Here is a 13,685-nt window from a genome sequence, read left to right on the forward strand (position 1 = left end):
GCGGGTCCGCGGCTGCCACCGGAACAGCGCGCGGCGGACCGCGGGAAGGGCTGGCTCGATGAGGTCGACCGGGCGGCGCGGCGTCCTGCGGCCGCTGGCCGCCCTGCTCTTCCCGCGGGGAGCGGACGGTCCGCCCGCGGCGGGCGGCCAGCGGACGGGGGGTGGCCAGCACGGGGTGCTGCCGCCACTGCTGGTCGTGCTCACCTTCGTGAGCGGGCTGGTGGACGCCGTGAGCTTCCTCGGGCTCGACCACGTCTTCGTCGCCAACATGACCGGCAACGTGGCGTTCCTCGGTTTCGCGCTCGCCGGGGACCGTGAGCTGTCCGCCTCGGCCTCCCTGCTGGCGCTGGGCGCGTTCCTGGCCGGGGCGACGGCCGCCGGACGGCTGCGGCGGGACCGGGAGGCGCGGTGGGTGTTCGGGCCGCTGGTCGCGGTGCAGGCCCTGCTCGTGGCCGGGGCTCTCGTGGCGACGTCGGCGGGCCGGGCCGGCCAGTCGGCCGTCGTCGCGCTGCTGGCGCTCGGAATGGGGCTGCAGAACGCCGTCGTGCACCGGCTCGCCGTCCCCGATCTGACCACCACGGTGGTCACCCGCACCCTCACCGGACTGGCCGCGGATCCGTGGGGAGCCGCGTCCGTACGGCGGCTGGTGTCGGTGGGCTCCCTGCTGTGCGGGGCGCTGGCCGGGGGGCTGCTGATGCTCGGTCACGGGGCGCGGTGGGCCCTGCTGACGGCGGTCGTCCTGCTCGTGGGGGTCGCGGTCCTGGGTTTCCGGGAGCGCGGGGCGGTCAGTGCGGGCTGAGGGCCCGGCGGGCGGCGGCCATCGCGACGAGGGTGAGGAGCCAGGCGCCCACGGCGATCCAGAGCAGGACCTCGCCCAGGGGGCGCAGCAGGTCGACTCCGGTCGGTTGCGCCGCGGAGAGACAGGCGGTGGCCGTCATGCCGAGCGGGAACACGGTGGCCCAGCGGCGGATGTCGTACTGCGCCCGGGGATGACGCAGTTCGGCGGCGAGCAGGACGGCGTACCAGACGAGGGAGAGCGCGAGCGCCACCAGGGTGACGGTGCGCAGTGCGCTGTGCGCCCCGCCGGTCCATACCGCTGACGCGGTGAGCTTGGATCCGGCCAGGGCGGAGATGGCGAGGGCGCCGCCGGCCACCCAGTGGTCGCCCGCACCGCCCGCCACCTCGCGGAAGTCGAAGCGTACGAGGGCTGCCGCGTAGAGCAGCAGCCCGAGGCAGGAGGCGGCCAGGGCCGCCCAGGCCAGCCAGTCACCCCGCCCCTCGGCGGCGAGGACCGCGGCGAGGACGGCGAGCCCCTGGGTGGCCACGCAGACGAGGAAGGCCGCGCCGGGCATGCGGCGCCGCCAGTGGAGGACGACGGCGGTCAGCAGGCCGGGCCACAGGGCGGCGGCCAGCGCCAGCAGCACGGCGGCGAGGGTCTGCAGGCCCAGCGTGGCCAGCCGGGCGCCGAGCACGGTGGTTGCGGCCACGGCGGTGAGCGCGGCCGGGGTGTCGGCTTCGGTCCTGAACCGCCCGCGGTCGTGCAGCAGCCGGGTCGTGAAGTCCGCGGCGAGTACGCACCACAGCACCACGGCGAGGGCCAGCGCGGCCAGGGAGAGCGCCTCGTGTCCGAGCAGGTCCAGCCCGACCGAGAGGATCCCCGCGGCCATGACGGCGGCGCCCGCGGCGGGCGGCAGCCCCGCCAGCCAGGCGCGACGGGTGAGGAGGGTCACCTGTCCAGCGGACACCAGCGGCCTGCGCCGCGCCAGCCGGAGCGGCCCTGCGGGCGGCCGGAGGCCTCCGCGCGTTCTGCTGGGCCTTTCTCCTGCTGGTGTTCACGGTCCCCGGCGCCCTCGCCCTGGACGGCCTGCTCACCGCCCGTGCGGGCCGGAGACCGGGCGCCACCGATGCGGCTCCGATCCCGGCCTGACCGGCACGGCACACCTGGGGGCCCCTCTCGGCCGGGTCCGGCGACGGCGGCTGCGCACGGACGGCGTACGGGCGGCACACGACGCGCGGGGCCTTGTTCCGGCTCAGGAAGGCGGGGCGGGCCCGAACGGCGGAAGTGGCCAGGTTTGTCATATATTGCGCACATGCGACTTCGGACGCATGGTGGGCGTGCACATTCCCCCAAGGAAGGAACGTCGTCATGGGCAAGGCAAAGGCGAAGGCCAAGCAGACGAAGGGCAAGATCAAGGAGTCCGCCGGTAGCGCCATGGACGACCGGCGCATGCAGGCGGAGGGCACTGCCGACCGCATGAGCGGCAAGGCCGAGGAGACGGTGGCGAAGGCCGGCGACAAGATGAAGCGGTCCAGCGGCAAGCACTGACCCCGAGGCTTCCTGCCCCACCCCCGGCCGCGCCCGTCACCAACCCGGGCGCGGCCCGGCTGTGCCCGGGCCTCCCCGGGCGCCGGCGCCCGAGGGACGAGCCGCTCTGGCATGAGACCTCGGGCCCGGGGCGGTCCTGGTGGAGGAGGCCCCGGCGGCCGTCACGCCACGGGGCCGCTCCGGCGTCACAGAGGGGAACGCCGTTCCCGCTTCCTGAGGCCCCGCTTACCCCTGCCTTAAGCGGAACCTAAGACTCACACCCGCCGCCCCGAAGCGAACGAATGTCCGTTTCGGGGCGGCTAGCGTGCTGCCGCACCCAACTCCCCAGTAACACAGAGGCAGGCACGCGATGAGCAGCACAGGTGGTCACCGGCGCAGGGCGAGCCGTACGGCGAAGATCACGGGCGGGATCCTGACGGCGGCGGTGATCGGCGGCGCGGCCTTCGCGTTCACCGGGACCGCACAGGCCGCCTCGGTCGGGGCCGCGTACACGAAGTCCAGCTCCTGGAGCGGCGGTTACACCGGCCAGTACGTGATCACCAACCACACGGGGCAGAGTCTGCAGGACTGGACGCTGCAGTTCGACCTGCCCGCGGGCACGAAGATCGAATCATTGTGGAACGGCACCCACGCGCTCGACGGACAGCGCGTCACCGTGAAGCCCGCCGGATGGAACCGGGAGCTGGCCGCGGGTGCTTCGGTCACGGTCGGCTTCGTGACGAGCGGGACCGGCACCCCGGGCGACCCGACCGGCTGCCGCATCAACGGGCTGAAGTGCTCGGTGGACCAGGGAGCGACGGCCCAGCCGAGCGGACGCCCCACCAGCCGCCCCACGGTCACGGCGACGCCGACTGCCACGTCGACGGCCACGTCGACGGGCGCGCCGAAGCCGACGGCGAGCAGCTCCCCCACCTCCCGGCCGACCGCGAGCACCTCGCCCGCCCCCGCGCCGCCCGCGGCCGGTGCGCGCTTCGCCCCGTACGTCGACACCTCGCTGTACCCCTCGTACGACCTCCTCGACACGGCGGCCAGGACGGGTGTGAAGGAGTTCCACCTCGCCTTCATCACCTCCGGCGGCGGCTGCGCGCCGTTGTGGGGCGGCGTCACCGACCTGGCGAGTGACAGGGTCGCCGCCCAGATCGGGGCGCTGCGGGCCGGGGGCGGGGACGTCCGCGTGTCGTTCGGCGGCGCCGCCGGGCACGAGCTGGCCCTGAACTGCGCCACCGTCGACGAGCTGGCCGCGGCGTACGGGAAGGTCATCGACCACTACAAGCTCACCAGGGTCGACTTCGACATCGAGGGCGCGGCTCTTCCCGACACTGCCGCCAACGCCCGGCGCGCCCAGGCGATCGCCCGGCTGCAGAAGTCCCACCCGGGCCTGGACGTGGCCTTCACGCTGCCCGTGATGCCGGAGGGGCTGACCCAGCCCGGGGTGGCGCTGCTGGCCGACGCGCGGAAGAACGGCGTCCGCGTCGACGCCGTCAACATCATGGCGATGGACTACGGCCCGGCGTACAGCGGGGACATGGGGCAGTACGCGATCCAGGCGGCGACGGCCACGCAGGCGCAGGTCAAGGGGGTCCTCGGGCTGTCCGACGCGGCGGCCTGGAAGGCCGTGGCCGTCACCCCGATGATCGGCGTCAACGACGTGGTGAGCGAGATCTTCACCGTCGAGGACGCCACGCAGCTCGTGGAGTTCGCGGCGGCCAAGGGGATCGGCCGGCTGGCGATGTGGTCGGCGACGCGGGACAAGCAGTGCCCGGCCGGAGCCGTCGGCCACGCCGACGCGACGTGCAGTTCGGTCCTCCAGGAACCGCTGGCCTTCACCAAGGCGTTCGCGGCGCTGAAGTGACCGCCGCGCGCACCGGTTCCGCCGTCTTCGGCGCTGGAGGGCGGGAACCGGGACGCGGTGCACGTCGTTCTTGACCGTGAGGTGGGTGGCCGGCCAGGCCCCTTCGGAAAGGGACCATGTGATGAGTCAGAAGGCCCGCAAGCTGTTCGACGCTCTCGACCTGAATGCGGACGGCAGCCTGACCAGGGCAGAAGTGATTTCGGCGCTGCGCTCCAAGGGCCCCACCCTCGCCGCGCAGGGCGACCTGCCGTTCTGGGGCGTGAGCGATGCCGACGCGTCCTCGGCCCTGTTCGACGCGGCGAACCTGGACGGCGACGACGTGCTGACCTTCGAGGAGTTCTCGAGGGAGGTCGACCGCCGCTTCGGCTGGTAGCCCCGGCGGGATCGCGGGGCGGCCGGGCCCGGCGGCCGCATACGGCCGCGGCCACCCGTACCGGCCCGGCTGCGCCCCTCGCCGCGTGGACGGAGGTTCCCTCCGCGCCGGCCGTGAGGCGCGGGATGCGGGCCCTCGGGGTGAAGGCGGTGCTCCGCGGGTGCCCGGGCCTCGTCCGGCCCGCTCCAGCCGTGCAGCGGGTGGGGCGCGGACAGCAGGGGTCCGCCGGGGCCAGCCGCCGGCCGCTACTCGCCGATGCGCACCAGGGCGAGCGTGATGTTGTCCGGCCCGCCGGCCTCGATGGCGGTCTTCCACAGCTCGAAGGCGGCCTTGCCGTCGTCGTGCACCCGCAGGATGCGGTCGATCTCCTCCCCGGGGACGGGGTCGGTCAGCCCGTCGCTGCACACGAGGTAGCGGCCGCCCACGGACACCTCGCGGGTGGCCACGTGCGGCTGGACCGGACTGAATCCCCGGGTGCCGCCGAGCGTCTGGGTGACGGCGGACGTCGTGCGCATCCCCGGCTGCGGCGGCGGGCTGTCGTCCACGCTCAGCTGGCGCAGGCCGTCCCAGGTGACCTCGTACACCTTGCTGTCGCCGATGTTGAACGCCAGCAGCGTCTCCCCCAGGACGAGGAGGCCGGCGACGGTGGTGCCCATGGTCGCCAGCTCCGGACGGCCGTCGGCGGCCGCGTACACCTCGCTGTTGCAGGCGGTCAGCGCCTCGCCGAGGGCCTCCGCGCCGTCCAGGACGGGGCCGAGGTCAGCCAGCCTGCGGACCACGAGCGCGCTGGCCACCTCACCGCCCGGCTGCCCGCCCAGCCCGTCGGCGACCGCCACGACGAGCGGCCTGCCCAGCGGGAACACGAGGCTCTGCGGATTCTGGGTCACGGTCGCGCACAGCGTCCACGGGCCGATGACGAGGCTGTCCTCGTTGTGCTCGCGTATCAGCCCGACGTGACTCAGGGCGGTCACAGCTATGTACGGCACCACACCGACCCGCCTCTCCACAGCGGCAGCCGCATCCCTCACCCCCATTGTCACGCCCTGCGTGCGAGAGGGCAGCCGGTGACCGGCGGGAAGTCCCCGGGCGCCGCGGAGCCGCGGGCCGGAAATCGGGGCGGGGGAGGCCGGGCAGGACGGGGCGCGACGCAGGAGCGGCGCGTCAGACGATCCAGTCGCCGGTGAGGCCCTGGACCGCGGAGCCGTCCCGGTCGGAGAGCTTGACGCCGACGAAGTCGCGGGCCCAGTCGGACGTCTGGATCCGGAAGGCGGGCTTCTCGGCGGTGAGCGCCTCGATGACCGGCGCGGCGGCCTCGGCGGGGGTCTGGGCCTGGCTGAAGGTCTTCGTCGCGCGGTCGACGTACGCCTGCAGGGCGTGGGCGTAGGGACCCGCGGCGGCCGCCATCGCGGCGCGGTCGATGCCGACGTTCTCGACGAACTCACTGGCCACCGCGCCCGGTTCGACCACGGTCACGGTGACGCCGACGCTCGCGGCGACCGGTGCCAGTGACTCCATGAACCCCTCGACCGCGAACTTGGCCGCGCAGTACGCCTCGTTGAAGGGCTGCCCGACGACGCCGCCGACGCTGGTGACGGTGATGACACGGCCCCGCGAGGCCCGCAGGTGGGGCATGGCGGCCCGGGTGACCTCCACGACACCGAAGAAGTTGACCTCCATCGTCGCGCGGACGTCCTCCATGCCGGTCTGCTCGATGGTGCCGACGCGCCCCGCGCCGGCGTTGTTGACCACCGCGTCGAGACGTCCGTAGGCGGCGAGCACCTCGTCCAGGCAGGCGGCGACGGAGTCGTGGTCGACCACGTCCAGCCGCTCGACGCGGATACGTCCGGCGACCCCGGCCTCGGCGGCGGCGCGCCACAGCGGACCCGCCTTGCCGGTGTCGCGCATGGTGGCGACCACCTGCCAGCCGGCCCGCGCCGCCGCCACGGCCGCGGCCAGGCCGATGCCGGAGGAGGTCCCGGTGATCAGGACGGTCTTCGGTCCGGCCGGGGCGGCGGGGGCTGCGGCACCGGTGGCGGCGTCGGCGGGGGTGGGGGTGGGGGGTGTGGCCTGCGTGCTCACGGCGTCTCCAGACGAGCGATATTTGAGTGTGTGCACACACAATATATTTATGTGCACGCACACGCAAACAGGTAGGCTGCCGGCATGGCGCGTACCGAGCTCAGCATGGGCGACCTCACCCCCCGCGATCATGCCTTCTACGGCCTGATCTGGGCCGGCACCACCCTCGCCACCCGGGTGGACCAGGCCCTCAACCGGGCCCACGGCCTGCCCCTGTCCTGGTTCGAGGTGATGCTCTGGCTGCAGGGTCAGAGCGCGCCGGTCGCCGCCTCCGACCTGGGGGCCAGGACGCTGCTGAGCCGGAGCCAGGTCTCCCGCGTGGTGGACGCGCTCCAGGCCCGCGGGCTGGTCGCACGCGTCCCCTCCCCCACCGACGCCCGCTCCGTGTGCGTCGCGCTCACCTCCGCGGGGCGTCAGGCCTTCGCCGAGGCCGACGCCACCCGCCGGAACACCCTGCGGGAGGTCTTCGACGACCGGCTGGACGACGAGGACATCGCGGCCCTGGAGACCGTCTGGGCCAAACTGAAGCGCCCCGGGGCCTGACCGGCACCGCCCGGAGCTTCGACAGGGCGTCCGGACCGGCCGAAGCCCTGCCGTCGGGGGCCCGGGCCCGGGTGATCTCCTCCGGGAGCCGGGGCGGGCAGGGTCAGGCGCAGGCGGCGCCCACGACGACGGCGGCGCCCCGGCTCGCGTGGTGCGTACAGGGATCGGGCCGCGGGCCGATCCCGGCCGCGTCCTCGGCGGAGCGCGTGGCCGCCTTGAGCGCGGCGCTGACGAGGGTGGCGAGCAGGTCGACGTCGGAGCTGATCTCCAGACGCACCGTCACCCAGTCGGATCCGGCGGACAGTCGGATGGCCGTGGAGCCGGCGAGGGCCGGCCGGAGTCTCGTGATCATGGCACGGGTGAGGTGGACATCGGCTTCGTGCGTCCCGTGGAAGTGGACGATCTCCCACGATCCGGCGTTCAGCCCGAGCCCGGCGCCACAAGCCGGGCGGCCCTCGCTGAGCGCGGGCCAACTCCTCAGCTGTTCACCGGCGTGCCTAGCTGTGTTCATGCCCCGAGACTGCACGCCTGGAAGCCCCCGCACAAGGCCCCTGGCCCAATACCGCCGACCGGGCCGGGCTGCGCGTGACGCCCCGTCGGGGGCGGTATGCGGAACGCGACGGAAGGCCCCTGCACAAGGGCCCGGAGGGCGGCTGCGCACCCGGCCGGAAGCGGCGTCGGCCCGCCGGCAGGACGGCCGGAACGGAGGTGTCGCGGGGCCCGGAAGGCGGGGCGGGAGGCGCCGGCAGGGGGCAGGGCCTCGCCGACGGGGGTTGCGGCGAGGCCCTGGCCGTGACGATACATCCCGGCACCCGGATCGTCCCCGGAGTCGGCGAATTGCACAGGTACACCATCAGGTCCGGCGCCCGGCCCGCCGACCGGGCCGCCACACCGACGAGGCCGCCTCGCCACCGGCCTCCGCGGTCTTGTCCCCGGCCTGCGCGGTCGCTAGCCTCGCGCACCGGACCGGTTCGTCAGGATGGGGAACGGATGTCCTCCGCAGTCACGCTCGCCGTCGTCGGTGCCGGGGACCGCGGTGCCGCCCACGCCCGCTGGGCGCTCGCGCATCCGGAACGGGCGCGGGTCGTCGCGGTGGCCGAGCCGCGCGCGGTCCGCCGGGAACGGTTCGCCACGCACCACGCCCTCGTGGCAGGAGCGGCGGTGGGCGACTGGCGGGAGCTGGCGGCCCGCGGGCGCGTCGCGGACGCGGTGCTGGTCTGCACCCTGGACCGCGAACACCTGGAGCCGGTCCTGGCGTTCGCCGCGCTCGGCTACCACATCATGCTCGAGAAACCGATGGCGCTGACCGAGGACGAGTGCCGCCGGATCGTGGCCGCGGTGGAGGAGGCCGGCGTGGTCCTCGCCGTCGGCCACGTCCTGCGCTACACCCCGTACACGCGGGCCCTGAAGGGCGTGGTCGACTCCGGCCGGATCGGCGAGGTCGTCAGCGTCCAGCACCTGGAACCGGTGGGGTTCTGGCACCAGGCCCACTCGTTCGTGCGGGGCAACTGGCGCCGTGCGGACGAGGCGACCTCCATGCTGATGGCGAAGTCCTGCCACGACCTGGACTGGCTCCAGTACGTGCTGGGCGGCCCCCCGGTGCGCGTGTCGAGCTTCGGCCGCCTCTCGCACTTCCGGCCGGAGAACCGGCCCGCCGGCGCCGCCGACCGCTGCCTGGACTGCGCGGTCGAGACCGGCTGCCCCTACTCGGCCAAGCGGGAGTACGGCGAACGGCTGGCCCGCGGCAGGCACGGCTGGCCACTGAGCGTGGTGATCGACGAGTTCACCCCGCAGGCGCTGGAGACCGCGCTGCGCGAGGGCCCGTACGGACGCTGCGTCTACGCCTGCGACAACGACGTGGTCGACCACCAGGTGGTGGCCATGGAGTTCGACTCCGGAGCCACCGCCACCTTCACCATGACCGCTTTCACCGAGCAGGCCGACCGGCAGACCCGCATCTTCGGAACGCTGGGCGAACTACGGGGAGACGGGAGGACGTTGCGGGTCTACGACTTCCTGAGCCGCACCGAGGAGGCCATCGGCCTCGGCCCGGAAGGCGCGATGGACGCCGCCGGAGGCCACGGGGGCGGGGACGCCGGCCTGATGGACGCCTTCGTCCGCGCGGTCGCCACGGCCGATCCCGGTGCGGTGAGGTCCGGCCCGCGGGAATCCCTCATCAGCCACTTGACCGTGCTCGCCGCGGAACGGGCCCGACGGGCGCGCACGGTGGAGACCGTCCGGCCGTGAGCGATATCACGAGCGTTCGATCAACACAGTCACCGATCCGCCCGTGACCGTGTGAACGGATCGACCCTTACGCGCCTCTTGAGCGGTCGTTCGCGCGCGTGCTAGAAACCGGTCACGGGGGCACCCTCCCACCCCGCTTCCTCGCGCCACGCCGCTTCGACGCCGAGCGGTCGCCTCCTGCTGCGCGCACGTGCTCGCGGCCGTGACCGCCCTCCGGCGAGCCGGCCCGCGCCCCGTTCTGGAGGCTCCATGTCCACCCCGTGGTCCCGCCGTTCCTTCCTCCACCTCTCCGGCAGCGCCGCACTGCTGAGCGCGATACCCTCGGCCGGCCTCGCCGCGTCGGCCGGTGCGTCCTCCGCCGCGGAGGACGCGTACGACGCGTACGACGCCCTACGGGCCACGTGGCGCGCGACGGTCCTGGGGGACGGGTTCGACCCGTCCGCGGAACCCTTCGCGGGCAGGCTGGCACTGCTGGGCAGACAGGCCGCCGAACACCGCGCGACCATGGCGGCCGTCAGCGGTTCGCTCTGGCCCGACCTCCCCCTGACGGCGTCCGCCTCGATCACCGGCAGCTACTTCCGGCTGGGCACGATGGCTCAGGCCTACGCCCAGCCCGGTACGGGGGCGACCGGCGACCCCGCGCTGGCCTCCGTGGTCAAGGCCGGGCTCGACCACCTCCACCAGCAGGCCTACAACCCGTCGAAGAGCCCGTTCGGCAACTGGTGGGACTTCCGGATCGGCTCCCCGCAGAGCCTGCTGGACACCTGCACGATCCTCCACGACCAGCTCTCCCCCGCGCAGCTCGCCGGATACCTGGCCGCCTTGGACCATTTCGTACCGGACTCCTCCGTCGCCTCCTACACGGGCACCAGCACGGGCGCCAACCGGGTGGACCTCTGCCGTTCGCTCGCCCTGCGCGGCGTCCTCGGCAGGAACGCGGCGAAGATCGCGCTCGCCCGCGACGCCCTCTCCCCGGTCTTCCCGCTCGTGACGTCCGGGGACGGCTTCTACGCCGACGGGTCCTTCGTCCAGCACACCCACCTCTCCTACACCGGCTCCTACGGCGTGGTCCTGCTCGGCGGACTGGCCGGCCTCCTCGCCCTGCTGAAGGGCTCCGCCTGGGAGGTCACCGACCCCCGGCGGCAGCTCGTCCTCGACTCCGTGGAGGGGTCCTTCGCCCCGTTCCTGTTCAACGGCCTGATGATGGACGCCGTCTCAGGACGCTCCACCAGCCGGGGCAACCCGAGGACCGGTCCGTACGGGTTCCAGGGCGGCGACCACGGCCGCGGCCACGGCGCCCTGGCTGCCATCGCCCTGCTCGGCGCCGCCGCGAGCGGCGCGGAGAACCGGCGCTGGCGCGCGCTGGTGAAGGGGTGGATGCAGCGGGACTACTACAGCCCCGCGCTCACCGACACCGAACCTGGGCGTCGCGGCCCTCGCCCGCCTGAAGGCCGTGCAGGACGACACCGCGGTCACCGCCCTCGCCGAGCCGACCGCCCACCGGCTGTTCCCCTCCATGGACCGGGCCGTCCACCGCAGGCCGGGCTGGGCGGCGTCGATCAGCATGGCCTCGAAGCGGATGGGCCTCTACGAGACGGGCAACGGCGAGAACCTGCGCGGCTGGCACGCCGGGGCCGGCATGCTCCAGTGGTGGGGGGACACCTTCGGCAACGGCCAGTACACCGACGCCTTCTGGCCCACCGTGGACCCGTACCGGCTGCCCGGGACCACGGTGTCCCGGAAGGCGCTCGCGGACGCGGAGGGCGGAGCCTGGGGCCTGCCGCGGCCGGACGTCAACTGGGTGGGCGGCGCCACGGACGGGGAGTTCGCCGCCATCGGTCAGTTCGTCCGCGGGCTGTCCAGCACGCTGTACGCGAAGAAGTCCTGGTTCTGTCTCGCGGATGCGATCGTGTGCCTCGCGGGCTCCGTCCGCTGCTCCGACGGCACCGCGGTCGAGACCGTGGTCGAGAACCGCAACCTCGGCGCGGGCGGCACCCAGGCCCTCACCGTGAACGGCGCCGCCCAGCCCACCGCGCTCGGCTGGTCGGCGACCCTGGACGGGGCCGCCTGGGCGCAGATCGCCGGACACGGCGGGTACGTCTTCCCGGGCGGGGCCGCCGTCAAGGCGCTGCGCCAGGCGCGCACCGGCTCCTGGCGCGACATCGACACCGGGGGCAGCACCGACCCCGTGACCCGCCGCTACCTGACGCTCTGGTTCGACCACGGCGTCGACCCGGCCGGGGCCTCCTGTTCCTACGTGCTGATGCCCGGGGCGACCGCCCGGGCCACCGCCGCGCGGGCCGCCGACACCGGCTGGCTGACGGTTCTCGCCAACGGCAACGACCAGCAGGGCGTCCGCGTCCCCTCGCTCGGTGTCACCGCCGTCAACTTCTGGGTCGCCCGTACGGTCGGCACGCTCGGCGCCGACCGGCCCGCCTGTGTGCTGGTGCGGGAGCGGGGAGACGGCACCGCGACCGTGTGCGTCAGTGATCCGATGCGGATGCAGAACGGCCTGACCGTGACCTGGAACCGTCCCGTGGCCGCCGTCCTGTCCAAGCCGGCCACCGTGGTCTCCGCCCGTACCGGGTCCTCGCTGGCCCTCACCTTCGGGGACCTCACCGGGCGGGCCGGGGCCACCCAGCGGATCGAGGTGGCGCTGGGCTGACGAAGGCCCGGAGGCCGCCCGTGGGGCGCGGACGGCCTGGTGCGCGGTGGCGGGTCAGCCCGCCACCAGGGAGCGGAGCAGCTGCGGATCGGCCGCGGTCAGCCCGCCGAGGACCGTACGGCGCGCCGCCGGAGGGATGGCCGCGGTGGAAGGCACGGCGAGCACGGCGCAGCCGGCGGCCTCGGCGGAGGCCAGGCCCGCGGGGCTGTCCTCGACGGCGACGCAGGAGCGCGGGTCGACGCCCAGGGCCCGTGCCGCGGCCAGGTACGGGTCGGCGTCCGGCTTGGAGCGCGGGGTCTCGCCGTCCGCCACGGTGACGGCGAAGCGGTGCGGTCCGAGGTCCGCCAGGACCAGGTCGACGACGGACCGGTGCGAGGCGGAGACCAGGCCGAGCGGGATGCCGTCGGATGCCAGGGCGTCGAGGAGCTGCAGCGCGCCGGGCAGGGGCCGGGGTCCGCGGGCGACCTGTTCGCGGAAGCCCGCCAGCAAATCCTGCTCGATCTCCTCGACCGGGGCCCGGCCGCCGGTGATCCGGTGGACGTGGTGGGCGGTGTCGGCGGCGGAACGCCCCATCACGGAGGGTTCGTCGGCCTCGGTCAGTTCATGTCCCAGTGCCCGGCTCACCGCTCGCGCCGTCTCCCACCCCAGGGGTTCGGTGTCCACCAGCGTCCCGTCCATGTCGAAGAGCACCGCTTGCAGCCCCGCCGCGGGACGGGGGGCGGGGGTGGCGAAGGGGAGCCCTTCGAGTGTCCAGTGCGGGTCGGCGGTGCGCCCGAGGGACGCGTACACCTGTGCGGCGACGTCCTGGAAGCGCAGTCGGCGGCCGGGGGTCCCGGCGGGGATGCCGGGGCCGCAGGAGGCGATCCAGGCCGTGCGTTCCTGGACGCTGCGTCCGCCGTGGCCGCCGGAGTCGCGGTGTCCGTGGTCGGTGACGGCGATCACCGTCCAGGACTCCTCGGCGTACCGGGGCCGGGCGCGGACCGCGGCGAGCAGCCGGCCGAGCCGCTGGTCCGTCCGCTCGATCGCGCTCAGATAGGCGGCGCCGCAGCCGAGGAGGTGGCCGGTCTCGTCCACCGCGCCGAGGTAGACGAAGGAGACCTCGGGGTCGTCGCTGCCCAGGACGTGCACGGCCTCCGCGGTGACCTGGTCGTCGCAGGCCTCCCAGTCCTCACAGGTGTCCGCGCGCGGGGCGACGTACGACAGCCTCGCCGGTGCGGCGAACAGCGGGCCGCCGTCACGGGCCAGCAGCAGCGGCTGCCAGCCGGCCGCCACGAAGGTCCTGCGGCCGTCCTCCTGGGCCGGCCTGGTGGCGAAGTCGGGGAAGACGGCCAGGGGGTGGCCCGCGAAGTGGTTGCCGTGGACGCCGTGCCGGGCGACGCCCACGCCGGTGGCGACGGTGGCCCAGCACGGTCCGGACATGGTGGGTGTGTCCTCGTCGATCTCGACCGGTACGAGGAACCCCGCCGCGGCGACGGCGTCCAGGTGCGGGGTCTGCGCGGTGCGCAGGAGGTCGAGGCGGACGCCGTCGATGCCGACGACCAGCACGTGCCGGCGGGGGCTGGATGAGGTGGCCACGGCGGGCTCCCGTCTTCGGTCGTGG

At 74.2% G+C, this 13,685-nt stretch carries 11 protein-coding genes and 2 pseudogenes; 8 read left to right on the forward strand and 5 right to left on the reverse strand.

All coding sequences use genetic code 11. The features are described 5' to 3' along the window. The first annotated feature begins 58 nt into the window (after positions 1-58). The gene (locus tag ACFWUZ_RS09010; RefSeq protein ID WP_384369488.1) at positions 59-799 is read left to right on the forward strand and encodes a YoaK family protein; all 741 of its coding nucleotides are present in this window, start codon (positions 59-61) and stop codon (positions 797-799) included. Here the strand turns inward: ACFWUZ_RS09010 and ACFWUZ_RS09015 are convergent. Then, the gene (locus ACFWUZ_RS09015) at positions 786-1,730 is read right to left on the reverse strand and encodes a hypothetical protein (protein WP_384369491.1); all 945 of its coding nucleotides are present in this window, start codon (positions 1,728-1,730) and stop codon (positions 786-788) included. The two genes, ACFWUZ_RS09010 and ACFWUZ_RS09015, sit on opposite strands and share 14 nt — an antisense overlap. Positions 1,731-1,804: 74 nt before the next feature. Here ACFWUZ_RS09015 and ACFWUZ_RS09020 point away from each other — a divergent pair. The 4 genes and pseudogenes from ACFWUZ_RS09020 to ACFWUZ_RS09035 form a co-directional block, all read left to right on the forward strand. Beyond that, positions 1,805-1,927, forward strand: a pseudogene (locus ACFWUZ_RS09020) (DoxX family protein); the annotation flags it as partial. A 219-nt stretch (positions 1,928-2,146) separates the two neighbouring features. Continuing rightward, positions 2,147-2,326 (forward strand): CsbD family protein, encoded by a 180-nt coding sequence (locus tag ACFWUZ_RS09025; protein ID WP_384369494.1) that lies wholly within the window; start codon positions 2,147-2,149, stop codon positions 2,324-2,326. 349 nt (positions 2,327-2,675) lie between these two features. Then, positions 2,676-4,178 carry a cellulose binding domain-containing protein gene (locus ACFWUZ_RS09030; RefSeq protein ID WP_384369497.1) on the forward strand — a complete coding sequence of 501 codons (1,503 nt, stop codon included), beginning with the start codon at positions 2,676-2,678 and terminating at the stop codon, positions 4,176-4,178. 121 nt (positions 4,179-4,299) lie between these two features. Next, the gene (locus tag ACFWUZ_RS09035; RefSeq protein WP_384369500.1) at positions 4,300-4,551 is read left to right on the forward strand and encodes an EF-hand domain-containing protein; all 252 of its coding nucleotides are present in this window, start codon (positions 4,300-4,302) and stop codon (positions 4,549-4,551) included. Positions 4,552-4,796: 245 nt separating this feature from the next. On the opposite strand, the gene ACFWUZ_RS09040 is transcribed toward ACFWUZ_RS09035, so the two are convergent. Together ACFWUZ_RS09040 and ACFWUZ_RS09045 are read right to left on the reverse strand one after the other, a co-directional pair. Next, complete coding sequence (locus tag ACFWUZ_RS09040) at positions 4,797-5,537, reverse strand: PP2C family protein-serine/threonine phosphatase (protein ID WP_384369503.1); 741 nt, start codon at positions 5,535-5,537, stop codon at positions 4,797-4,799. 175 nt (positions 5,538-5,712) lie between these two features. Then, positions 5,713-6,537 carry an SDR family NAD(P)-dependent oxidoreductase gene (locus tag ACFWUZ_RS09045; RefSeq protein WP_384369692.1) on the reverse strand — a complete coding sequence of 275 codons (825 nt, stop codon included), beginning with the start codon at positions 6,535-6,537 and terminating at the stop codon, positions 5,713-5,715. 177 nt (positions 6,538-6,714) lie between these two features. On the opposite strand from ACFWUZ_RS09045, the gene ACFWUZ_RS09050 reads away from it, so the two are divergent. Continuing rightward, positions 6,715-7,173: a MarR family winged helix-turn-helix transcriptional regulator gene (locus tag ACFWUZ_RS09050; protein WP_384369506.1), complete on the forward strand. Its 459-nt coding sequence runs from the start codon at positions 6,715-6,717 to the stop codon at positions 7,171-7,173. Between the two features lie 103 nt (positions 7,174-7,276). Here ACFWUZ_RS09050 and ACFWUZ_RS09055 read toward each other — a convergent pair whose 3' ends face one another. Further along, positions 7,277-7,684, reverse strand: a complete 408-nt coding sequence (locus ACFWUZ_RS09055; RefSeq protein WP_384369509.1) for a luciferase family protein — start codon at positions 7,682-7,684, stop codon at positions 7,277-7,279. A gap of 479 nt (positions 7,685-8,163) precedes the next feature. Here ACFWUZ_RS09055 and ACFWUZ_RS09060 point away from each other — a divergent pair, with 479 nt between their 5' ends. Next, positions 8,164-9,420: a Gfo/Idh/MocA family protein gene (locus tag ACFWUZ_RS09060; RefSeq protein ID WP_384369512.1), complete on the forward strand. Its 1,257-nt coding sequence runs from the start codon at positions 8,164-8,166 to the stop codon at positions 9,418-9,420. 249 nt (positions 9,421-9,669) lie between these two features. After that, positions 9,670-12,085, forward strand: a pseudogene (locus tag ACFWUZ_RS09065) (polysaccharide lyase 8 family protein). A 54-nt stretch (positions 12,086-12,139) separates the two neighbouring features. On the opposite strand, the gene ACFWUZ_RS09070 reads toward ACFWUZ_RS09065, so the two are convergent. Then, complete coding sequence (locus ACFWUZ_RS09070; protein ID WP_384369515.1) at positions 12,140-13,660, reverse strand: HAD-IA family hydrolase; 1,521 nt, start codon at positions 13,658-13,660, stop codon at positions 12,140-12,142. Positions 13,661-13,685: the final 25 nt, after the last annotated feature.

This window comes from Streptomyces sp. NPDC058646, from assembly GCF_042716875.1.
In the GTDB taxonomy this organism is placed as follows: Bacteria; Actinomycetota; Actinomycetes; order Streptomycetales; family Streptomycetaceae; genus Streptomyces.

Coding starts and splice junctions, on each gene's coding strand:
- ACFWUZ_RS09010 (WP_384369488.1), top strand. CDS start 59: ATGAGGTCGACCGGGCGGCGCGGCGTCCTGCGGCCGCTGGCCGCCCTG.
- ACFWUZ_RS09025 (WP_384369494.1), top strand. CDS start 2,147: ATGGGCAAGGCAAAGGCGAAGGCCAAGCAGACGAAGGGCAAGATCAAG.
- ACFWUZ_RS09030 (WP_384369497.1), top strand. CDS start 2,676: ATGAGCAGCACAGGTGGTCACCGGCGCAGGGCGAGCCGTACGGCGAAG.
- ACFWUZ_RS09035 (WP_384369500.1), top strand. CDS start 4,300: ATGAGTCAGAAGGCCCGCAAGCTGTTCGACGCTCTCGACCTGAATGCG.
- ACFWUZ_RS09050 (WP_384369506.1), top strand. CDS start 6,715: ATGGCGCGTACCGAGCTCAGCATGGGCGACCTCACCCCCCGCGATCAT.
- ACFWUZ_RS09055 (WP_384369509.1), bottom strand. CDS start 7,684: ATGAACACAGCTAGGCACGCCGGTGAACAGCTGAGGAGTTGGCCCGCG.
- ACFWUZ_RS09060 (WP_384369512.1), top strand. CDS start 8,164: ATGTCCTCCGCAGTCACGCTCGCCGTCGTCGGTGCCGGGGACCGCGGT.